We start from the raw sequence: 20,610 nt of genomic DNA on the forward strand, positions 1-20,610 counted from the left end.
CCGGTGAGCCAGCGCAGGATCTCGTCCAGCTCCGCCCTGGTGCGGCCCTTCCGCTCGGCCTTGGCGACGTAGAGCGGATAGATGCTCGCGAAGCTGGCGCGATAGATCCGGTGGCCGGGTGCGGACATGGCCGAACGCTAGAGCGCATTCCGAAAGGTGGGAACCGGTTTTCGGATCGAAACGCGCTCAAGGTCTTGATTCAGGGCCTCATTCTCCCGTTCAGACGGTTCCCTCTGAACGGGAGAGGCTCTGGCGCGCCCGGCCGCCCGCGCCTGCGCGCCTCACGGCGCGGCGGCCGGCGCCGGCGCATTCGCCCGCGTCTTCCACAGCGACCAGCTGACGCCCGCGGCGAGCAGGGCCGCCGTGACGCCCAGCGACACCGGCGCGGGGAACTTCTCCCAGCCCATCAGCTCGGCGAAGAACACCTTGCCGCCGATGAAGATCAGCAGCGCGGCCAGCGCCTGCTTCAGATAGGCGAAGCGGGCCACCACCGCCGCCAGCGCGAAGTACAGCGCCCGCAGGCCCAGGATCGCGAAGATGTTGGATGTGTAGACGATGTAGGGGTCGGTGGTGATCGAGAAGATGGCCGGCACCGAGTCCACCGCGAACACCACGTCGGCCAGTTCGACCATCACCAGCGCCATGAAGAGCGGGGTCGCGAACCACACCAGCCTGCCGCCGGGCCCGGGCAGCTTCACGAAGAAGCGGTGCCCGTGGAAGCCCTCGGTCAGGCGGATCCGCTTGGCGAGCCAGCGGTAGACCGGGCTGTCGTGCGGATCCTTGGGGGTCGAGTCCGCCTTGAACATCTTCACGCCCATGACGATCAGGAAGGCGGCGAAGACCCAGAGGACCCACTCGAAGTTGGACACCATGGCCGCGCCGAAGCCGATCATGATCCCGCGCAGCACGATCACGCCCAGCACGCCCCAGAACAGCACCCTGTGCTGGTAGGCCCGCGGCACGGCGAAGGCGGCGAAGATCGTGGCGATGACGAAGACGTTGTCGAGCGCCAGGCTCTTCTCGATCAGGAACCCGGTCACATATTCGAGCCCGGACTGCCGCCCGAGCTCGAACCAGACCCAGCCGCCGAAGGCGAGGCCCAGCGAGAGGTAGCCGGCGGACAGCAGCAGGCTCTCGCGCACGCCGATCTCGTGCTGGTCGCGGTGAAGGACGCCCAGGTCGAGCGCCAGCAGAAGCGTGACCAGCCCCGCGAAGGCCAGCCACATCCAGAGCGGCTGGCCGAGCACGGCCGCCGTGAGAAGTTCGGTCATTGTCTATTCCGGATGAGGAAAGGGGGAGGCGCGGCCGCGCCGCGCCTCCGGGCCGCGTCAGGCGCGGCCCATGCGGGCCGTCACCGGCACGAGACCCGCTTCCGCCATGAACAGTTCGTCCTTCACCTGCAGCTTGCGGCGCTTCAGGTCCTGGATCACCAGCTCGTCGGGATGCAGCCTGCGCCGCTCGTCCCGGATGCGCTGCTCCAGCTCCCTGTGCAGGCTGCGAAGACGCCAGATTCTGTAGTGGTTCATTGTGCTCCTCCGAATGGAGGCGCGCCCGGGAGCCGGCTGGGCTGCTTAGGGGGGAGAGGCGACCAGACCAGACCCCCAGGCGCACCTGTGCGGTCCGACATCACGATCGACTGCGATCGTCAGAGGGGCCCGGTCCCGCAGCGCCTGAGATTGGGAGGCCCTGTCGGCCCCGCAAGGCCTGCGCCGGAAAATAACCGCGCCCGCCGGGCGGCCGGCGCGGCAGGCGCGGATCGCTCCGCCCTCGACCGCGTTTCCCAGGCTCCACCCGGAGCTCCGCCATGCGCACGAATCTCGCGATCGCCGCCCTGATCTTCCCCATGGTCCAGGCGGTGGTCTTCGGCGCGGCCTTCCTGGCCCTCATGGCCTCGCGCGCCCCCGACGCCCTGTTCCCGCCCGTCATCGCCGGGACCTTCGCCGTGGCCGCGCCGATCGCGGTCGCCCTGGCCCCGCGGCTGCGGTCCCGCGCCTGGCGCCGCCGCCAGGAGTACCCGGCGCTGCGGCTCGTGCGCTGACGTTGGCCGCAGCGGCGCCTAACCCTGCGTGGGGTTCACAGACCCGCCGGCCGGGCCTAGATGCGCGCATGGCCGATTTCGTGATCGCCCCGCCGCCGCTCGCCGTGGTCCCCGTCGCGGGCGGCCAAGGCGGCTTCCCGGTGCGGCGGATCCTCTGCGTCGGCCGCAACTACGCCGCCCACGCGCGCGAGATGGGCGCCGACACGCGCGAGCCGCCGTTCTTCTTCACCAAGCCTGCCGACGCGGTGGTCGCGCCCGGCCGCGATCCCGCCTACCCCTCGCGCACGGCCAACCTGCACCACGAGATCGAGCTGGTGGTGGCGATCGGCCGCCCCGGGCGCGACGTCGCCCCGGAAGAGGCTCTGAGCCTGGTCTACGGATACGCCGTGGGCGTCGACCTCACGCGCCGGGACCTGCAGAACGCCGCCAAGGACAAGGGCCACCCCTGGGACGCGGGGAAGGCGTTCGACGAGTCCGCGCCGATCTCCGCCATCGCCCCGGCGGGCGCCGCGCCGCCGGCCGGCCGCATCTGGCTCTCGGTGAACGGCGACGTGAAGCAGGACGGCCGGCTGGCCGACATGATTTGGAACGTCCCCGAGATCGTGGCCGAGGCTTCGAAGCTGTGGGCGCTGGCGCCCGGCGACCTCGTCTTCACCGGCACGCCCGAGGGCGTCGGCCCGCTGCGGCCCGGCGACCGCGTCGAAGGCGGGGTCGAGGGCGTGGGAACCATCGGCTTCACGGTGGCCGGCGGATGACCTGGACGCTTCACTCGGCCTGGCGCGCGGGCGCGCCCTATCGCGTGCGGATTGGTCTGCAGCTGAAGGGCGCGGCCTACGACTACGCCCCCGTGGACCTGATCCGCGGCGACCAGCGCCAGCCCGGCTACCGCGCCGTGAACGCGCAGGGGCTGACCCCGGCCCTGGTCCTGGACGACGGAACCGTGCTGGCCCAGAGTCTCGCCATCCTCGAGTGGCTGGAGGAGACGATCCCCGAGCCCGCCATCCTGCCCAGGACGCCGCTCGACCGCGCCGTGGTGCGACGGATGGCCGGCATCATCGCCTGCGACATCCACCCCCTGAACAACACCCGCGTCGCCGCCAGCCTGCGCACGCTGGGCGTCCCGGACGAGGTGGTCGTCAGCGACTGGATCCACCGCTGGATCGCCGAGGGCTTCGACGCGCTGGAGCCGCTGGTGGCCGCGCACGGCGGCGCCTTCGCCTTCGGCGACAGCCCGACCATCGCCGACTGCTGCCTCGTGCCCCAGGTCTATTCGGCGCGGCGTTTCAAGCTGGACGTCTCGCCGTGGCCCAAGCTCGTCGCCGCCGCCGACCGGGCGGTCGCGCATCCGGCGTTCGTCGCCGCCCATCCCGACAACCAGCCAGACGCGGTGCCTGCCTGATGCCCCGATCCCTCGATGACCTGAAAGCCCGCAACAAGGCCTGGGCCGCCGGCAAGATCGCGGTGGATCCCGGCTTCTTCAAACGGCTGGAGGGCCAGCAGGCGCCCGAGTACCTGTGGATCGGCTGCGCCGACAGCCGCGTGCCGGCCAACGACATCGTAGGCCTCGACCCCGGCGAACTCTTCGTCCATCGCAACGTGGCCAACCTCGCGCCGCCGCAGGACGCCAACTACCTGTCGGTGCTCCAGTTCGCCGTCGACGTGCTGAAGGTGAAGCACATCCTGGTGGTCGGCCACTACGGCTGCGGGGGCGTGGCCGCCGCGGTCGACGGCCAGCGCCGCGGTCTCGTCGACCACTGGCTGCATCCGATCCGCGAGGTGCACCACGAGCACCGGCACGAACTCCAGGCGCTGCCCGACGAGAAGGCGAAGTGGGACCGCCTCGTCGAGCTGAACGTGATCCGGCAGGTGCGCAACGTCGCCTCGGACGTCTTCGTGCAGGAGGCGTGGAAGCGGGGCCAGTCGCTGTGCGTCCACGGCTGGGTCTACACGCTGGGCACCGGCATCGTCACCGACCTGAACGTCAGTGTCGCCTGCCCCGAGGACCTCGCCGAGTTCTCGGACTGACGCGGACGGCGCGAGGCCGCCGTCGTCTTGACGCCGGCGGACGGCGGCCATTCTTTTGCCGCCAGCGGCGGGTCTGAGGCCCGCCAAGACGGAAACGCTTGGAAAGACCGATGAAAGCGAAGCTCCTGGCCGCGGCCGCCGCGGCCGTCCTGATGTGCGCCGGCCACGCCGCCGCGCAATCCGCCCCCCGACCGGCCCCCGCCGAGCCCAAGGCGTTCATCGAGCGCGCCGAAGCCGAGCTCGCCGCGATGAACGAGTACGCCAACCGCGCCCAGTGGATCCGCGCGAACTTCATCACCGAAGACACCCAGTGGATCGAGGCCAAGGTGGGCGGCGAGCAGAAGGAGCTGTTCACCCGGCTCGCGAAGGAGGCCGCGCGGTTCGACGGGGTCGCCGCCGACGCCGCCACCGCGCGCAAGCTCAAGCTCCTCAAGCTGTTCCTGTCGCTGCCCGCGCCCGACCGCCCGGGCGCGGCCGCGGAGGTGGCGCAGCTCACCACCAAGCTGGATTCCATCTACTCGACCGGCAAGCTCCAGGTCGGCGGCAAGACGCTCACGCTGAACGACGCCGAGGACGTCCTGGCCGAGAGCCGCGACCCGGCCCAGCTCAAGGCCGTCTGGGAAGGCTGGCACGCCGTGGCCACGCCGATGAAGGGCGACTACGCCAAGCTCGCCGGCCTCCTCAACGAGGGCGCCCGCGGCATGGGCTACAAGGACCTCGGCGCCCTCTGGCGCGGCGGCTACGACATGGAGCCCGACGCCTTCGCCGCCGAGGAGGACCGGCTCTGGAAGCAGGTCGAGCCGTTCTACCGCAACCTGCACTGCTACGTGCGCGCCCGGCTCAACGCGAAGTACGGCGACGCCGTCCAGCCGAAGACCGGCCCCATCCGCGCCGACCTGCTGGGCAACATGTGGGCCCAGCAGTGGGGCAACATCTACGACGTGGTGGAGCCGAAGGGCGCGTCCAGCTCGTACAGCCTGGACAAGCTGCTTCCCGAGAAGGGCTACGACGCCGTCCGCATGGTGAAGACCGGCGAGGGCTTCTACACCTCGCTCGGCCTGGCCCCCCTGCCCGAGACCTTCTGGGAGCGCTCGCTGATCACGCGGCCGCGCGACCGCGAGGTGGTCTGCCACGCCTCGGCCTGGAACCTCGACGACCGGAACGACATCCGGATCAAGATGTGCACGAAGGTGAACGCCGAGGACTTCCAGACCGTCCACCACGAGCTGGGCCACAACTACTACCAGCGCGCCTACGCCGATCAGCCGTTCCTGTTCAAGAACGGCGCGAACGAGGGCTTCCACGAGGCCATCGGCGACTTCGTCGCGCTGTCGGCGATCACGCCCACCTACCTGAAGCAGATCGGCGTCCTCGACACCGTCCCCGGCGAGTCCGAGGACATCCCCTTCCTGCTCAAGATGGCGCTCGACAAGATCGCCTTCCTCCCGTTCGGCCTGATGGTCGACAAGTGGCGCTGGCAGGTCTTCGACGGCACGGTGCAGCCCGCGCAGTACAACGACGCCTGGTGGGCGCTGAAGCTGAAGTACCAGGGGATCGCCCCTCCGGGCCCGCGCCCCGCCGACGCCTTCGATCCGGGCGCGAAGTACCACGTGGCCGCCGGGGTGCCGTACGCGCGCTACTTCATGGCCCACATCTACCAGTTCCAGTTCCACCGGGCCGCCTGCGCCCAGGCCGGATGGAAGGGCCCGCTGCACCGCTGCTCGGTCTATGGCGACAAGGCGGTCGGCGAGAAGTTCGACCGCATGATGCGGCTGGGCCAGAGCCAGCCCTGGCCCGAGACGCTGAAGGTCTTCACCGGCGAGACCCGCTCGGACGCCAGCGCGGTGGCGGACTACTTCAAGCCGCTGGACGCCTGGCTCGTGAAGCAGAACCGGGGCCAGCAGTGCGGCTGGTAGCCTGACGGCTCAGGCCAGCTGGCGCTCCCGCACCAGGAGCGCCAGCTCGGTCCGGGACGAGACGTCGAGCTTCTCGTAGAGATTGTGCAGGTGCATCTTCACCGTGCCCTCGGAGATGCCGAGGTCGCGGGCGATCTCCTTGTTGCGGCGGCCCTGCGCCACGAGGCGGGCGACGTCGCTTTCCCGGGGCGTGAGCTCGGCGGCGCGCGCCGGCCCGCCCGCCGGCGTCGCGACGGCGGCCATGACCTGCTTCATCGCCTCGCGGTCGATCCACTGCTCGCCGTCCAGAACCCGCTCGATGCAGCGCATGAGCAGCTCGCCGCCGGCGTCCTTCAGCACCAGCCCGTCCACGCGCAGCGTCACCGCCTCCACCAGCGGTCCCTGGTCGATGCCCGCGGTCAGCAGGATCACCCGCGTCGGCCACCCCTCGGCCCGGGCCTCCCGCAGCAGATCCAGGCCGGACAGCTTCGGCATGTTCACATCGAGGATCGCCACGTCGGGCCGATGCTCGAGAATCGCCGCACGGGCCTGCAGGCCGTCGCCGCAGAGGGCGGCGAGCTCGTAGGGACCGCCCTCGAGGAGGCCGGCCACGCCCTTGAGCATCAGGGGGTGGTCGTCGGCGATCACGACGCTGGGCATCAGGCCATCTCCGCGATCGGAACTTCGATCGTAACGCTCGCGCCCTCGGGAGAGCTCTCGACGGTGAGCCGGCCCTGCAGCGCGCGGACGCGCTCCTGCAGCGAACGCGGCCCCACGCCCAGGGCGGCGAGCTCCTCGTCGCTGTGCAGGCCCGCGAAGCCGAACCCCTGCCCATCGTCGTCGATCTGGACCGTCAGGCCGCCCTCCGTCCCGAGCGTGGTGATGGAGACATGCGCCGCCTGGCCGTGCCGTACGGCGTTCGCCACCGCCTCGCGGACGATCCGGCCGATGTCATAGGCGGTGCGCTCGGTCACCGTCAGGGTCCGGGGAGTCACCTCGGCGGAAACGTGCGTGCTCCAGTGGCGGGACAGCCGCTGGGCCAGGGCGCCCAGCTCCTCGTCCAGCCGCACCATGATGGAGGCCTCGTCCGGACGCCGCGGACGCATGGCCGAGATGAACCCGCGAAGCTCGCGCTGCTCGTCGCCCAGGGCCACCCGGAGCGTCGCGAGCCGGGCCTGGGCCGCGTCCGGAAGCTGCCCGCTGCGAAGCATGGCCTCTAGCTGGAGGCTGGCTCCGGCCAGGAACTGCAGGACGCCGTCGTGGAGGTCGCGCGCCATGCGCATCCGCTCCTCCGAGGCGGCGCTCTCCCGGCGCACCCGCTGGGCCTGCCAGCGGCCGAGGCCGACCGAGACCTGGGCGCCGACCATCGCCCCGACGGCGAGGTCCTCGCTGGCCTGCTCCTCGTGGTCCAGAACCATGATCCAGCCGGATATGGGCTCCGCGTGCACCGGGATCACCAGGGCGTGGTCGAACGACGTCGCGCCGGTGACCGTGGCCGACAGCGGCGAGGCGCCGAGCCTCGCGAAGCCGCCCAGCCGCGACACCGTGCGGCCGGTGTTCCGATCGTAGAGGAAGACCGAGTCGGCCAGTTCGGGATGCACGAGCCACTCGTCCTCCGTCGGCGGCGCCCAGCGCTCGGTGAAGCCGTCGCCATCGGTCTGCACGGCCCGGACGTACGGCTCGTCGTCCTCGGCCCACAGGAAGACCCCGCGGCGCGCCCGGAACACGTTCAGCGCATGGGCGAGCCCTTCGCGGACTGGAGGGTCGGCGTCGTGCGCCGCATCGTTCATGGGATCGGAGAGCCGGGCCAGTTCCTCGACCACGCGCTCCTGGTGGCGCGCGAAGGCGGTGAGCAGGCCGATCACCACCGTGACGGTCCCCAGCCGCACCACGGTGGTCAGGGCGGCGCGGTCGCCGTCTCCCAGCGCGCCCAGCGCCGCGGGGATGAACGCGGCCACCGCGGCGGCGCCCATCGCCAGGGCGCCCCGCGAGCCCCACTGGACCGTGGCGCTCAGCACGAGGAAGAGCAGCGGGCTGAAGAACGGACTGTCCGCGCCCTTGGTCAGGTAGAGGAGCGCGGTGAAGACGGCGAGGTCCACGCAGGCGGGCGCGTAGGGCGCGACCGTGAGCCAGTGGCTGGCCATCCGGCTCCGCAGGGTGAGCAGCAGCGCAAGGCCGTAGACGAGGTAGAGGCCCAGCAGGAGCCGGACCAGCGCCCCGTGGTCGCCCTCCTCGAGGGCGCCCAGCGTCACCGACACCAGCAGGAAGGCGGCCAGCACCGCGCGACCCGCGGCCACCAGCCGCGCGCCCCGCACCGAATAGAGTTGCGCCCCGCTCACCCGCCAGCCCCTCGCGCACCCGGACCAAGGGACGCCTCGCCCCAGCATGACCCATCCGACGGCGCCTGGGCGCCTGACCGAACGATAGGGGTCCGCTCCCGCCGTCACGCCAGATTGTTCGCGCCGGTCCGTCCCAGATAATCGGCCGCCATGCGAGGCAGCAAACTGTCTCAGTCGACGCGCCGAGGCGCGAGGGGATCAGGATGTTGAAGTCTGCAAGGGTGCTTTCGGCGGCGGGGCTTGCCCTGGCCATCCTCGGCGGCGCGTCCGCATCGGCGGCGACGTTCGTGGACTTCACGAAGAAGCCCGGGTCCGGCGCCACGAACGTCCGCTGGATCAAGAACAACACCAGCGGACGGCTGATCACCGGCGGCGCGTCCGCGACGCAGCCCGTGGCCCAGGCCGTGATCTTCAACTTCCAGGAGCCGGACCTGCTGGTCGCGCTGGGCCTGTTCGGGCTGCAGGCCAACTTCGTGCTGGACGGCGCCGCGGTGAACAGCCCGGCCATGACGACCGCCGAAGGCTGGACCCAGGCCGGCGTGACCGGAACCTTCGCGTTCACGCTCAACCAGGCGCTGACGCCGACTCAGATCGCGGCCTCGGGCTGCCAGAACGCCTGCACGAACCTGCTGTCGGGGTCGTTCACGAACGGGATCATCAAGGGCCTCGGCAACGCCGGTTCGTTCACCGTGGCCGACTCGGGGACGCAGTCGGTCAGCTTCACCTCGGACTTCCTGCAGTTTCCGGGCGGCCTGGAGAACATGACGCTGACGCTGGGCTCGGTCGTCGGCTCGCCCAGCATCGGCCACCTGCCGGGCAAGGCGCTCAACACGTTCAAGGCCAGCGCGACCGGATCGTTCGGCTCCGACCCGGGCCCGACCGGGTACGTTCCCGAACCGGCCACCTGGGGGCTGATGATCATGGGCTTCCTGGGCGCCGGCGCGATGATCCGCCGCCGACGCGCGAGCCCGGCCGCCGCCTGATCAGCCCGTCGTCACCGCCTTCCAGATCAGCTGGACCCCGACCGGGATCATCAGCAGGTACACCAGGGTGTAGAAGCGCTCGGCCTGGACGCGGCGGACCAGCCAGACGCCGGCGAAGGTCGAGGCGATCGCCACGGGCAGCAGGACCGCCACCGTGAGGAGGTTCTCGCGGGTGAACTGGCCGAGCGCCGCATAGGCGGGGACCTTCAGCCAGTTCACGGCGGCGAAGAAGATGGCCGTGGTGCCCACCAGCGCCCCCGGCGTCAGCCCCCGCGGCATCACCCACATCTGGAACGGCGGCCCGCCGGCGTGGGCGATCTGGCTCGTGAAGCCGGAAACGACGCCGAACAGGACCCCGACCGCCGGAGGCGAGGACGCGGGCGCCTGGACCCGTCCGCCGCGCGCGATCCACAGCCGGTGCAGCGCGAAGAGGATCGAGATCGCGCCCAGCACGCCCAGGACGGCGGCCGCCGAGACCTTCGCCGCCAGCAGGTAGCCCAGGAGGATGCCGGCCGCCGCGCCCGGCAGCATCACCATCAGCACGCCCCGGTCCCAGTCCCGGCGGAAGGCCCAGACGCTGACGCTGTCCTGCACGATCAGGATGGGCAGCAGGATCGCCGCGGCCTGCACGGGCGAGACCGCCATGGCGAGCAGCGGCATGGATACCGCGCCGACGCCGGAGAACCCGCCCTTGGCGAGCCCCATCAGCGCCACGGCCGGCACGGCGAGCGCGTAGAAGATCGGATCCTGGATCATGCCCCGGGGCGGACGCCGCTCAGGTGAGCTTGATCTCCTTCAGGCGCTCCTGGAGGTAGCCGTCGGCCGTGATCGGCTCGGGGTAGCGATCGGGGTGCTCGGCGTCGATCGTCTCCGGCAGCGTCCGGATCAGGTAGTCCGAGTTGAAGTGCAGGAAGAAAGGCGTCGAGTAGCGCGGGAAGCCCCGCCGCTCGGGCGCCGGGTTGACCACCCGGTGCGTCGTGGATGGCAGCTTGTGGTTCACCAGTCGCTGCAGCATGTCGCCGATGTTGCAGACCAGGCTGCCGGCCGGCGGGTTGATGGCGATCCAGCGCCCGTCGTGGTCCTTCACCTCCAGCCCCGCCTCCTCGGCGCCGAGCAGCAGGGTGATGACGTTGATGTCCTCGTGGGCGCCGGCGCGGATGTGCGGACCGTCCTGCGGCACCGGCGGATAGTGCAGCAGGCGCAGGATCGAATTGCCCACGTCCACCTTGTCGTCGAAGAAGTGGCGCGGCAGGCCGAGGTAGACGCTGATCGCCTCCAGCACCTTCAGGCCCATGGCGTCGAGCGCGTCGTACAGCCACTGCACCGCCTCGCGGAACTGCGGCAGCTCGGCGTCGGGCCAGACGTTGTCGGCCATGTGGTCGCGGAAGCGGTGGCCGGCCGGCAGGTTGCGGCCCACGTGCCAGAATTCCTTGAGGTCGTAGTGGGTGTGGCCCTTGGCCGTCTCGATGCCGAAGGGCGTGTAGCCGCGCTGGCCGCCGACCCCCAGCTTGTACTTGAGCTTCGTCGCCTCGGGCAGGGCGAAGAACGCCTTGATCTGCCCCAGCGCGGCGTCAATCCGGTCCTGCGGCAGGCCGTGGTCGCCGATCACCGCGAACCCCCAGCGGGCATAGCTGTCGCCGAGGTTGCGGCTGAAGGTGTCGAAGTCCCTGTCGAACAGGGTGAAGGAGACGGGCTCGATAGAGTCCTGAAGGTGCAGGGCCTGGCTCATGGCCGCCTTCTACACCCGGGTCCGACCGTCGGCCACTGCGGTGTCGACGCGATGGAAGGGCTCTACACGCGACGGTTCGGCGCGGCGGGCTCCGCGAGCTGGCTCCGCGCCAGGATGCTGATCACGCAGGCGGCGGCGGCGGCGCGGGTGGGCGCCGCGCCCTGCTCGACGCGGCCATCGTCCTTCAGCGCCCGCCACGTCCAGTGCGAGGGGCCGTCAGGGCAGATCGAAAAGGCGAAGGGCTTGAGGTCGGGCATGCTCGTTACTCGCTTGCACAGGGGTCGGGCGCTGCGCCCGGTCACTCGGCTGCGTAGACCAGCGGGTGCGCGTGGGCCCAGAGGTAGGCCCGGTAGGCTTCGAAGCACTGCTCCCCGCAGATCAGCCGCATCATCGCCCCTTCGGCGAGCGGACGCGCGCGGCGTCCGTCCTCCTCGACCAGGGGCGCGAGGGCCTCGGCGTTCCAGGCCCGCGAATGCTCGACGTCCAGGTTGGCGTGCAGCTGGAAGTACTTTCGCGCGATGGGCGGGCAATCGAGGCGCTTCAGGCCGTCGGCGATGCTGGCGACCCGCGTGGGCGCGGTCAGCTCCACGACGCCCAGGGCCCCCACCGACTGGTAGGTGTAGCGGCGCGTCGTCGCGAGCGCGGTCATGGTGTTGGCGAGGGCCAGCGCCTGCCAGCAGGTGCCGTCGATGTCGGGCGCCAGCTCAAGCTCCTCGACGGTCCGCTCGAGCATCGGGCCATGCATGCCGCCGGCCGCGCCGCGCCCCATCTCGTCCCAGTAGTTGCGGGCGAGCTCCAGCTTGGGCCGCTGGGGCAGCTTGACCTGGGTGTACGCCACCAGGTCGTCGAACCCGGCTTCCCCGGCCGCCTCCTGGGTGAGGAACCACTTCATCTGCTCGCGGCTGGCGTTCGTCGCGAGCCAGTCGAACAGCGGATCCCACTGCCCCGGGCCCGAGTCCTTGAGGCTCTCGAACCAGGCGACGAAGGGTTCGGCCTGGGTGGGCACGTTGGCCACCAGCGGGGCGACGTGGCGGCGGAAGGCCTCGATGAAGGCCCCCTCCAGCCGCAGCATCTGGTGTTCCCGCTCCAGCTCAGCCTTCCAGTCGGGCGTGGGCAGGCGCGGCTCGAGCCGCTCGCGGTTCCAGTGTGCGAGGGCCCGGTGCAGGGCCTCGGCGTCGGGTACGCGGGGCGTGAACTCCCCCAGATTCGCCAGTCGCAGGGCCGGAAACATGGTCGTCCTAGAGCTGCTTCGAGGGCCGGTAGAACCCCCCTGGGCACGCCTTGTTCCGACTCTCACGGTCTCCGCGATCGTCAGGACGCCGTTGGCGCCGCCTCCTCTTCCTCGGCCTCCAGGCGGGCCATTTCGGTCTGGATCAGGCGCTCGAAGGTCTCGCGCGAGGCCCGGGTCGCCTCGATGTAGCGGTCCTCCTCGGCATAGGTGGGTTGCAGCCGGCGGAAGAGCGCCTCGTCGTGTTCGCGGAAGATCACCGCCGAGCGCAGCGCCCGCCGGTCCGTGAACCCGAGCCTCACCAGGGCGCGGCGCCCGAAGTTCAGCGCGCTCTCGTAGGTCTCGCGCTCCACATCGTCGGCGCCGGCGGCGAGCAGCTCGTAGGCGTGACGGCGGTCGTAGGCGCGCGCGATCACCGCCAGATCGGGGAAGGCCTCCTTGGCGAGTTCCACCACCTCCTGGGCCTTGGCGCGGTCGTCGATGGCCACGATCAGCAGCCGCGCCTTGTCGGCGCCGGCCTGGCGCAGGAGGTCCAGCCGGCTGGCGTCGCCGTAGTGGACCCGCCAGCCGAACCGCCGGATCAGGTCCAGCTGCTCGATCGAGGAATCCAGCAGGACGACCCGGAAGCCGTTGGCGATCAGCAGGCGGGTGGCGATCTGTCCGAAGCGGCCGAAGCCCGCCACGATCACCTCGGGCGCACCCTCGTCGAACGGCAGCCGCTCGGGCTCGGGCCGCGCGGTGGCCCGGCTCATCACCAGCCGGTCGTAGGCGGTGAAGGCGAGCGGCGTCAGGGCCATCGAGAGCGCGACCACCGCGGTCGCCAGCTCGGCCTCCCCGGCCGTGAACACGCGCGCGCCGGCCGCGAACCCCAGCAGCACGAACGCGAACTCGCCGCCCTGGGCCAGGGCCACGGCGACCATGCCGCATTCGCGCCGGTTCTTGCCCAGGAAGAACCCGGAGCCGAACATCGCCGCGAACTTCGCGACCATCAGGGCCAGGGTCAGGCCGAAGATGAGCACGGGCTGCGCGGCCACGAGGCCCAGGTTCAGCCCGGCCCCCACGGTGATGAAGAAGAGACCCAGGAGCAGCCCGCGGAACGGCTCGATGTCGGTCTCGATCTCGCGCCGGAACTCGCTCTCGGCCAGAACCACGCCCGCCAGGAAGGCGCCGAGCGCCGGCGAGAGGCCCACCAGCTCCATCAGGGCGGCCACCGCCACCACCAGCAGCAGGGCCGAGGCCGTGAAGATCTCGCGCAGGCGGGCCGCGGCGATGAAGCGGAACATCGGGCGCATCAGGTAGCGGCCCCCGACGACGACGATCGCCACCGCGCCGAAGGTGGCCAGCACCCGCACCCACTCCGGCTGGCCGCCCAGCACGCCGGCGTGCGCCGACGGGCCCGCCGCCGCCCCGTCGGCGCTCAGCAGGGGCAGCAGGGCGAACAGCGGGATCACCGCCAGGTCCTGGAACAGGAGGACGCCGAACGAGGCGCGGCCCACGGCCCCCTGGCGCAGGCCCCGCTCCTCCAGGTTCGACAGCACGATGGCTGTCGAAGACAGGGCCAGGATCAGCCCGGCCGCCACGGCCACCGCCGGCGTGGCGCCCAGGGCCAGGACGATCCCGCCGATCACCGCGGCGCTGGTCGTCATCTGCAGCAGGCCCAGGCCGAAGATCGCGTTCCGCATCTGCCAGAGCAGGGCCGGCCTGACCTCGAGCCCGATCAGGAAGAGCAGGATGACCACGCCGAACTCGGCGAAGGCCATCACGTCGGCCGGCTCGCCCACGAGGTCGAGGACGAAGGGCCCCACCAGGGCCCCGGCGATGAGGTAGCCCAGCACCGAGCCCAGCCCCAGCCGCTTGGCGATCGGCACCGAAAGCACCGCGGCCGCGAGGTAGACGAGGGCCTGGGTCAGGGCGTTGTCGGCATGCATCCCGCCACTCTAGACCGGAAAGCAGGCGGTCCGTCCCAAATCATCATTGGGTGAATTATTTTCCGCGACCGGTTCTCAATCGCGCCGTTGCGGCGTATTGGGCGGACATGGCGAACAAGGTGCGCAAGGACGCGGTCGAGGCGCTGCAAGGGCTGCTCTTCGACGGCATGACGATCATGGCGGGCGGCTTCGGGCTCTGCGGCATCCCGGAGAACCTGATCGCGGCGATCCGAGCTTCCGGGGTCAAGGACCTGACCGTGGTGTCGAACAACTGCGGCGTCGACGACTTCGGACTCGGCGTGCTGCTGGCCGGCGGTCAGATCCGCAAGATGATCTCGAGCTACGTGGGCGAGAACAAGCTGTTCGCCGAGCTCTACCTGTCGGGCAAGCTGGAGCTGGAGTTCAACCCGCAGGGCACGCTCGCCGAGCGGATCCGGGCGGGCGGCGCGGGCATCCCCGCCTTCTTCACCAAGACCGGCGTCGGCACCCTGGTGGCCGAGGGCAAGGAGGTCCGCGAGTTCGACGGCGAGCTCTATGTGATGGAGCGGGGCCTCACCGCCGACCTGTCGATCGTCAAGGCCTGGAAGGGCGACGCCGAGGGCAACCTCGTCTACCGGATGACCGCGCGGAACTTCAATCCGATGATGGCCACCGCCGGAAAGGTCTGCGTGGCCGAGGTCGAGCACCTGGTCGAGGTCGGCGCGCTGGACCCCGACCAGATCCACACCCCCGGCATCTTCGTCGACCGGATCCTGCAGGGGACGCACGAAAAGCGGATCGAGCAGCGCACCACGCGCAAGCTGGAAGGAGCGGCGTGATGGCCCAGGACAGCAAGGGTTGGACCCGCGACCAGATCGCCGCCCGCGCCGCGCGCGAGCTGCGCGACGGCTTCTACGTGAACCTGGGAATCGGCATCCCGACCCTGGTGGCCAACTACATCCCCTCGGGCGTCAGCGTCACGCTGCAGAGCGAGAACGGCATGCTGGGCATGGGTCCGTTCCCCACCGAGAACGAGGTCGACGCCGACCTCATCAACGCCGGCAAGCAGACCATCACGGCCCTGCCCTCCAGCTCGTTCTTCTCGTCGGCCGACTCGTTCGCGATGATCCGGGGCGGCCACATCGACCTGTCCATCCTGGGCGCCATGCAGGTGGCCGAGAACGGCGACCTCGCGAACTGGATGGTGCCCGGCAAGATGGTGAAGGGCATGGGCGGCGCCATGGACCTGGTGGCCGGCGTCAAGCGCGTGGTCGTGGTCATGGAGCACACCGAAAAGACCGGCGCGCCCAAGCTGCTGAAGGCCTGCACCCTGCCGCTCACCGGGGCCGGCGTGGTGGACCTGGTGATCACCGACCTGGGCGTCTTCGAGGTGAACCGCGGGAAATCGCCGCTGACCCTGCTCGAACTGGCCGACGGCGTGACCGTCGACGAGGTGCGCGCGAAGACCGAGGCCGCGTTCCGGGTGGCGGAGGGCGTCGGGGCCTAGGGGTCAGCCGCCGGCGCGGGCATCGCGTCGATGCGCAGGCCGCATCGCGGCCTCGCTTGAAGCCTTGCGGGCGCCGTCTCACGTATTGACGCATGGACTTGCCGGACCGGCGAGACGTGAGGAATGCTGCCGACCATGAAGACGCTGACCTTTGCCGCCACCTTGGCCATCGCGGGCCTGCTGGGCTCGACCGCGACCGCCGCCACCAAGACCGCCGTGTTCGCCGGCGGCTGCTTCTGGTCCGTGGAGAAGTTCTTCGAGGCGACCCCGGGCGTGACCTCGGCCGTGTCGGGCTACTCGGGCGGCACGAGCTCGAACCCCACCTACGAGAACCACGCGGGGCACCTGGAGGCGGTGAAGGTCACCTACGACCCGGCGAAGATCAGCTACGCCCAGCTGGTCGACACCTTCTATCACAACATCGACCCCACCGATCCGACCGGGCAGATGTGCGACAAGGGCCCGTCCTACCGGACCGCGGTCTTCACGGCGAACCGCGAGGAGCGCGCCATCGCCGAGGCGGCGCGGGTGAAGTACGAGAAGGAGCTGGGCCGCAAGATCACGGTGACGACCCGCAGCGCGGCGCCGTTCTGGACCGCCGAGGCCTATCACCAGGACTTCGCCAAGAAGAACCCGACCCACTATGGCCGCTACCGTCAGGGCTGCGGCTGGGACCGCACGCTCAGGGTGGTGTGGGGAGCCCGGTAGCCGCGTCGCGCGGCCGCGGGTCCAGGCCCTCGCCGACGAACATCTCGACCCGCCGCTTGCGCTTGTGGTCGAGCCGCACGCTGCCGATCTCGAGGCCCGAGGCGCGGGCGAAGTCGGCCTCCATCTCGGCGCGCCGCCAGCCCTCGTAGCTGACCATCAGCACGCGGCGTCCCAGCTCGCGCGTCAGCGGCGCGGCGGTTTCGGCCTGGTTGCGCGGGCCTTCCATCAGCAGCCAGGCGGTCAGCGGCGGCGCCCCGGCCGCGAAGCGGTCGCGGCCGTAGTAGGCGGTGGCGTAGAAGAGGAAGCGGTTGTTCACGGCGATGGCCGTCAGCCCTGGCTCGCGTTCGGCCCGGTCCAGGATCAGGTCGGCCGTCTGGCTCCAGCCGCGGAGACGCTTGAGGCCGTTGGACAGCCCCACCTTGTCGGCCAGCGCGGGCGAGACCAGCGCCGCGAGGAAGAACGCCGCGATCGCGCCCTGCAGCGCCAGCGCCCCGACCAGCCAACTTCGCGCCCGCCAGCGGACGAGCCAGGCCGCGGCGAGCACCGAACCGGTGAGGTACCCCGCGCCCGACCAGTTGGCGTTGGCGCGGCTGATGAAGGCCTGCGCGGTGACGATCAGGAGCGGCGGCAGCGTGAAGCACAGCAGGGTGATGTCGGCGTCCGACAGCCGCCGGCCGCGCAGGGCGAGGATCACGCCCGCCAGCAGGACGGCCAGCGGGATCGGGCCGAAGACCCCGAACTGCGAGCCCACGAACTCGGCGACCGTCGCGAGGTTGAACAGCTGGACGCCGTTCCAGGCGGCGTTGGAGGCGGTGTGCTGCACGGTGGCGAACTGGTGCGCGGCGTTCCAGAGCACGTTGGGCGCCAGCACACAGGCCAGCGTCGCCAGTCCAGCGGCCAGGGGCGCCCACCTCCAGGCGGCGCGGGCCCGCGTCGAGAGGGCGGCGTGCAGCGCAAGCCCGGCGACTGCGTAGACCGCGGCGTACTTCGACAGGAACGCGAGGCCGAGGGCCACGCCCATCGCCGCCGCGAGGGCGACTCGCCGCCGCCCGCCGGCGTCCAGGAGGTGGATGTAGGCCAGGACGGTTAGACCCAGGAAAAAGAGCAGCGGCGCGTCGGTGGCGGCCACGAGGGCCGAGACCTGCACGCCCGGCATGAGGCCGTAGAGGGCCGCCGCGGCCAGCCCCACGGCGCCGCCGTAGAGCCGGCGGCCGATCAGGAAGACGACGAAGGTGGCCGCGCCCTGGAACAGCACGGCCGACAGCCGCACCCAAGGTTCGGCGTCGCCGCCGATGGCCGTCGTCGCCCAGATCGCCCAGGCGATCATCGGCGGCTTGGAATAGTAGCCGAAGTCCAGCGTCCGCGACCAAAGCCAGTACTGGGCTTCGTCCGGATAGAGCTCGAGCGGCGTCAGGAACAGCGCGCCCAGCCGGGCGAGGGACAGGCCGATCACCAGGACCGCCGCCGCGCGCAGGTCGCTCGCCGCCGCGCGGCCGGCCTCAGGCTGCGTCATACCGCCACTCCGACAGGCCGCGGACGTTAGCGGCTGCCGCCGAAACGCACAAAGACTGATGCGTTTAGGCCGCAGTGTGACGGTCTCGGGCACACCGTAGCAAAACCGTCACCAACAGCCCCGATTTACGCGCTATATGGCGCCGCAAGATCCAGGGGCGCCGGAGGGGAGCCCCGTCGCAGGGATCTCTCTGAAGGGGCTACTGAATGCAGATCAAACTCAGCCGCGCGCTCTGCGCGACCACGGCGCTCGCCACGGGCCTGCTGATCTCGGGCGCGGCGTTCGCGCAGTCCACCGGCACCGCGATCGTCGAGGAACTGGTCGTCACCGGCTCTACCGGCCCGCGTAACCTCGACGGCGCCATCGTGGCGATCGAAGAGCCCAAGTCCCGTGCGGCGATCACCGCCGAGTTCATCAGCCGGCAGACGCCCGGCCAGTCGGTGCTCGACACCATCAACCTGCTGCCGGCCGTCAACTTCACCAACAACGACGCCTACGGCTCGGCCGGCGGCGACTTCGTCATCCGCGGCTTCGACTCGCAGCGGGTCGCGGTGCTGCAGGACGGCGTTCCGCTGAACGACAGCGGCAACTACGCCGTGTTCCCGAACCAGCAGCTCGAGTCCGACCTGATCGAGCGCGTGACGGTGAACCTCGGCACCACCGACGTCGACAGCCCCACGGCCGCGGCCGCGGGCGGCACGATCAACTACGTCACCAAGCGCACGACCCGCGAGTTCGGCGTCCGCGGCGAGCTGGGCTACGGCTCGAACGACATGCAGCGCTACTACGCGACCGTGAACAGCGGCGAGATCGGCCCGTTCGGGACCCGCCTCTGGATCTCGGGCATGTACCAGAAGTACGACCACTTCCGCCCGATCAACTCGCCGCTCCCGGCGCCGGGCGGCATCGAGAAGAAGCAGTTCAACGGCCGTATCGACCAGGACTTCGGCGACGTCGGCCAGGCCAGCCTGATCTTCAACTACAACGAAAACCGCAACAATTTCATCAACCGGATCAACCTGGCCACGTTCCAGCGCCAGGGCGTGACCACCGCGGGCGCGCCGGACACCTCGATCGTGTCGCCCTCGGTCTGCCTGCGTCCGACGCCGGCCGCCGGGACGGCCCAGGTGGACAACTCGGGCACGTTCACCTGCCCGAGCGGCTTCTATGAGTTCCAGATCAACCCCTCGAACACGGGCAACATCCGCGGCCTGTCGAGCTGGAACCTGACCGACCAGATCACGCTGACCTTCGACCCGTCGTTCCAGTACGTGCTGGCCAACGGCGGCGGCTCGCAGATCTTCCCCGAGAACGATCCGCAGCTGCGCGGCAATTCGACGGCGGCCGGCGTCGACCTCAACGGCGACGGCGACATCCTCGACCGGGTCTACCTGTATCGCCCGAACACGACCAACACCCGGCGCTACGGGGTCACCACCTCGCTGATCTGGAAGTTCGACGAGAACCAGAGCGTCCGCGTCGCCTACACCTTCGACCGCGCCAAGCACCGTCAGACGGGCGACGTCGGCTTCATCGACGCCAACGGCATTCCGGAGAACGTCTTCGCGGGCAAGGACGGCCAGGGCCGCCAGGTGACGCTGCCGGACGGCACCAACCTGCGTCGCCGCGACCGCCTCTCGGTCGCCATGCTGAACCAGGTGGCCGCCGAGTACCGGGGCCGCTTCCTGGAAGACAAGCTGCTGGTGAACGTCGGCGTCCGGGCGCCCTTCTTCAAGCGCGACCTGAACAACTACTGCTTCCAGCAGAACACCTTCAACGCCTACTGCACCACCCAGGTGGGCACGCCGGTCGCCGGCACCAACGACGGCACGGGCCGCCCGCTGGTGACCTTCCCGGCCGCCACGCTGAACTCCTCCGCGACGCTGCGCTACGGCAACCCGCGGTCGTTCAAGCGCAAGTACGACGACGTCCTGCCGAACCTGGGCGTCAGCTACGACTTCACCGACAACCTGTCGGCCTACGCCAGCTACGCCGAGACCATCTCGGTGCCGCGCACCGACGACCTGTACGACCAGATCCTGGTCGACCCGGGCCCGGAAACCTCGAAGACCTATGACCTCGGCGTCCGCTACCAGGACAGCATCTTCATGGTGTCGGCCGCGGTCTACATGACCGAGTTCAAGAACCGCATCGAGCGGGTTCTCGACGAGCCGTCCGGCGTGGCGTTCTCGCAGAACGTCGGCGACGTGGACAACAAGGGCTTCGACTTCCAGGTCGGCTGGAAGCCTGCCGACGAGTTCAGCTTCTACGCCTCGTACTCGTTCATCGACTCCGAGATCCAGAACGACATCCCCAACGCCGTGGCGGGCGTGCTGCCCACCAAGGGCAAGCAGGTGTACGAGACGCCGAAGCACCAGGGCGGCGCCCGCGTCCAGTACGACCCGATGGACTGGCTGAGCCTCGGCGCGCAGGTGAAGTGGGTGGGCGACCGCTACACCAACCTCGTGAACACCGAGAAATTCCGCGGCTACCAGCTCGTGGACTTCGACGTGCGCTTCAAGCTGACCAGCCTGCCGTCCATGGAAAGCGTGGGCCTGAAGGACACCTACCTGCAGCTGAACGTCCGGAACGCGTTCAACGAGCGCTACCTGGGCGACATCACGCCGAACCTGACCGGCACGGCCCTGGGCCAGCCGGGCTACCGCCGCAGCTTCATCGCGACGCTGCACTTCGAGTTCTAGGCTCGAAGCCGGATCGAAGCTGGAAGGGGCGGCCGC

General features: G+C 70.3%; 21 protein-coding genes. 10 read left to right on the forward strand and 11 right to left on the reverse strand.

The genetic code is table 11. The annotated features are described in order from the left end of the window. The 3 genes from JNK30_RS03705 to JNK30_RS03715 form a co-directional block, all read right to left on the reverse strand. A partial coding sequence (locus JNK30_RS03705; RefSeq protein WP_293480420.1) for a DUF2200 family protein occupies nucleotides 1-128 on the reverse strand: 128 nt, incomplete at its 3' end. Between the two features lie 153 nt (nucleotides 129-281). Continuing rightward, nucleotides 282-1,271: a TerC family protein gene (locus JNK30_RS03710; RefSeq protein WP_293480299.1), complete on the reverse strand. Its 990-nt coding sequence runs from the start codon at nucleotides 1,269-1,271 to the stop codon at nucleotides 282-284. Between the two features lie 57 nt (nucleotides 1,272-1,328). Further along, nucleotides 1,329-1,526, reverse strand: a complete 198-nt coding sequence (locus JNK30_RS03715) for a YdcH family protein (RefSeq protein ID WP_293480301.1) — start codon at nucleotides 1,524-1,526, stop codon at nucleotides 1,329-1,331. Between the two features lie 278 nt (nucleotides 1,527-1,804). On the opposite strand from JNK30_RS03715, the gene JNK30_RS03720 reads away from it, so the two are divergent. From JNK30_RS03720 to JNK30_RS03740, 5 genes are all read left to right on the forward strand, one after another. Continuing rightward, entirely contained in the window at nucleotides 1,805-2,038 is a 234-nt protein-coding gene (locus tag JNK30_RS03720; protein WP_293480303.1) for a hypothetical protein, read from the forward strand. 68 nt (nucleotides 2,039-2,106) lie between these two features. Further along, nucleotides 2,107-2,793, forward strand: a complete 687-nt coding sequence (locus JNK30_RS03725) for a fumarylacetoacetate hydrolase family protein (RefSeq protein ID WP_293480305.1) — start codon at nucleotides 2,107-2,109, stop codon at nucleotides 2,791-2,793. After that, nucleotides 2,790-3,437, forward strand: coding sequence for a maleylacetoacetate isomerase (gene maiA / locus JNK30_RS03730; protein ID WP_293480307.1), 648 nt, complete (start codon nucleotides 2,790-2,792; stop codon nucleotides 3,435-3,437). Before JNK30_RS03725 ends, maiA begins: the two co-directional genes overlap by 4 nt. Next, on the forward strand, nucleotides 3,437-4,063 hold the full coding sequence (locus JNK30_RS03735) for a carbonic anhydrase (RefSeq protein ID WP_293480309.1): 627 nt from the start codon (nucleotides 3,437-3,439) through the stop codon (nucleotides 4,061-4,063). The genes maiA and JNK30_RS03735 overlap by 1 nt, the downstream gene beginning before the upstream one ends. Nucleotides 4,064-4,173: 110 nt before the next feature. After that, nucleotides 4,174-5,979, forward strand: coding sequence for a M2 family metallopeptidase (locus tag JNK30_RS03740; RefSeq protein WP_293480311.1), 1,806 nt, complete (start codon nucleotides 4,174-4,176; stop codon nucleotides 5,977-5,979). 9 nt (nucleotides 5,980-5,988) lie between these two features. Here JNK30_RS03740 and JNK30_RS03745 read toward each other — a convergent pair whose 3' ends face one another. Next, nucleotides 5,989-6,618: a response regulator transcription factor gene (locus tag JNK30_RS03745; protein WP_293480313.1), complete on the reverse strand. Its 630-nt coding sequence runs from the start codon at nucleotides 6,616-6,618 to the stop codon at nucleotides 5,989-5,991. After that, nucleotides 6,618-8,297, reverse strand: a complete 1,680-nt coding sequence (locus tag JNK30_RS03750; RefSeq protein ID WP_293480315.1) for a sensor histidine kinase — start codon at nucleotides 8,295-8,297, stop codon at nucleotides 6,618-6,620. Before JNK30_RS03750 ends, JNK30_RS03745 begins: the two co-directional genes overlap by 1 nt. A gap of 203 nt (nucleotides 8,298-8,500) precedes the next feature. Between JNK30_RS03750 and JNK30_RS03755 the strand changes: the two genes are divergently transcribed. Further along, nucleotides 8,501-9,280: a PEP-CTERM sorting domain-containing protein gene (locus JNK30_RS03755; RefSeq protein WP_293480317.1), complete on the forward strand. Its 780-nt coding sequence runs from the start codon at nucleotides 8,501-8,503 to the stop codon at nucleotides 9,278-9,280. Here JNK30_RS03755 and JNK30_RS03760 read toward each other — a convergent pair whose 3' ends face one another. From JNK30_RS03760 to JNK30_RS03780, 5 genes are all read right to left on the reverse strand, one after another. Continuing rightward, nucleotides 9,281-10,036 carry a sulfite exporter TauE/SafE family protein gene (locus JNK30_RS03760; protein ID WP_293480319.1) on the reverse strand — a complete coding sequence of 252 codons (756 nt, stop codon included), beginning with the start codon at nucleotides 10,034-10,036 and terminating at the stop codon, nucleotides 9,281-9,283. Between the two features lie 19 nt (nucleotides 10,037-10,055). Then, a complete protein-coding gene (locus JNK30_RS03765; protein ID WP_293480320.1) occupies nucleotides 10,056-11,009 on the reverse strand; it encodes a 2-oxoglutarate and iron-dependent oxygenase domain-containing protein in 954 nt (317 codons plus the stop codon). A gap of 62 nt (nucleotides 11,010-11,071) precedes the next feature. Then, nucleotides 11,072-11,266 carry a hypothetical protein gene (locus JNK30_RS03770; protein WP_293480322.1) on the reverse strand — a complete coding sequence of 65 codons (195 nt, stop codon included), beginning with the start codon at nucleotides 11,264-11,266 and terminating at the stop codon, nucleotides 11,072-11,074. A 41-nt stretch (nucleotides 11,267-11,307) separates the two neighbouring features. Beyond that, complete coding sequence (locus JNK30_RS03775; RefSeq protein ID WP_293480324.1) at nucleotides 11,308-12,240, reverse strand: iron-containing redox enzyme family protein; 933 nt, start codon at nucleotides 12,238-12,240, stop codon at nucleotides 11,308-11,310. Between the two features lie 80 nt (nucleotides 12,241-12,320). Continuing rightward, nucleotides 12,321-14,165 (reverse strand): monovalent cation:proton antiporter-2 (CPA2) family protein, encoded by a 1,845-nt coding sequence (locus tag JNK30_RS03780; RefSeq protein WP_293480326.1) that lies wholly within the window; start codon nucleotides 14,163-14,165, stop codon nucleotides 12,321-12,323. 107 nt (nucleotides 14,166-14,272) lie between these two features. Between JNK30_RS03780 and JNK30_RS03785 the strand changes: the two genes are divergently transcribed. The 3 genes from JNK30_RS03785 to msrA all read left to right on the forward strand — a co-directional run bounded on the left by JNK30_RS03785 (nucleotide 14,273) and on the right by msrA (nucleotide 16,359). Next, a complete protein-coding gene (locus JNK30_RS03785) occupies nucleotides 14,273-14,983 on the forward strand; it encodes a CoA transferase subunit A (protein WP_293480328.1) in 711 nt (236 codons plus the stop codon). Next, the gene (locus JNK30_RS03790; RefSeq protein WP_293480330.1) at nucleotides 14,983-15,651 is read left to right on the forward strand and encodes a 3-oxoacid CoA-transferase subunit B; all 669 of its coding nucleotides are present in this window, start codon (nucleotides 14,983-14,985) and stop codon (nucleotides 15,649-15,651) included. The genes JNK30_RS03785 and JNK30_RS03790 overlap by 1 nt, the downstream gene beginning before the upstream one ends. 135 nt (nucleotides 15,652-15,786) lie before the next feature. Continuing rightward, on the forward strand, nucleotides 15,787-16,359 hold the full coding sequence (msrA, locus tag JNK30_RS03795) for a peptide-methionine (S)-S-oxide reductase MsrA (RefSeq protein WP_293480332.1): 573 nt from the start codon (nucleotides 15,787-15,789) through the stop codon (nucleotides 16,357-16,359). Here msrA and JNK30_RS03800 read toward each other — a convergent pair. After that, entirely contained in the window at nucleotides 16,334-17,872 is a 1,539-nt protein-coding gene (locus JNK30_RS03800) for a glycosyltransferase family 39 protein (protein ID WP_293480334.1), read from the reverse strand. The two genes, msrA and JNK30_RS03800, sit on opposite strands and share 26 nt — an antisense overlap. A 206-nt stretch (nucleotides 17,873-18,078) precedes the next feature. Between JNK30_RS03800 and JNK30_RS03805 the strand changes: the two genes are divergently transcribed. Next, nucleotides 18,079-20,574, forward strand: coding sequence for a TonB-dependent receptor (locus JNK30_RS03805; protein ID WP_293480335.1), 2,496 nt, complete (start codon nucleotides 18,079-18,081; stop codon nucleotides 20,572-20,574). The last annotated feature ends 36 nt before the right edge of the window (nucleotides 20,575-20,610 follow it).

It is taken from the genome of Phenylobacterium sp. (assembly GCF_016793225.1).
GTDB lineage: Bacteria > Pseudomonadota > Alphaproteobacteria > Caulobacterales > Caulobacteraceae > Phenylobacterium.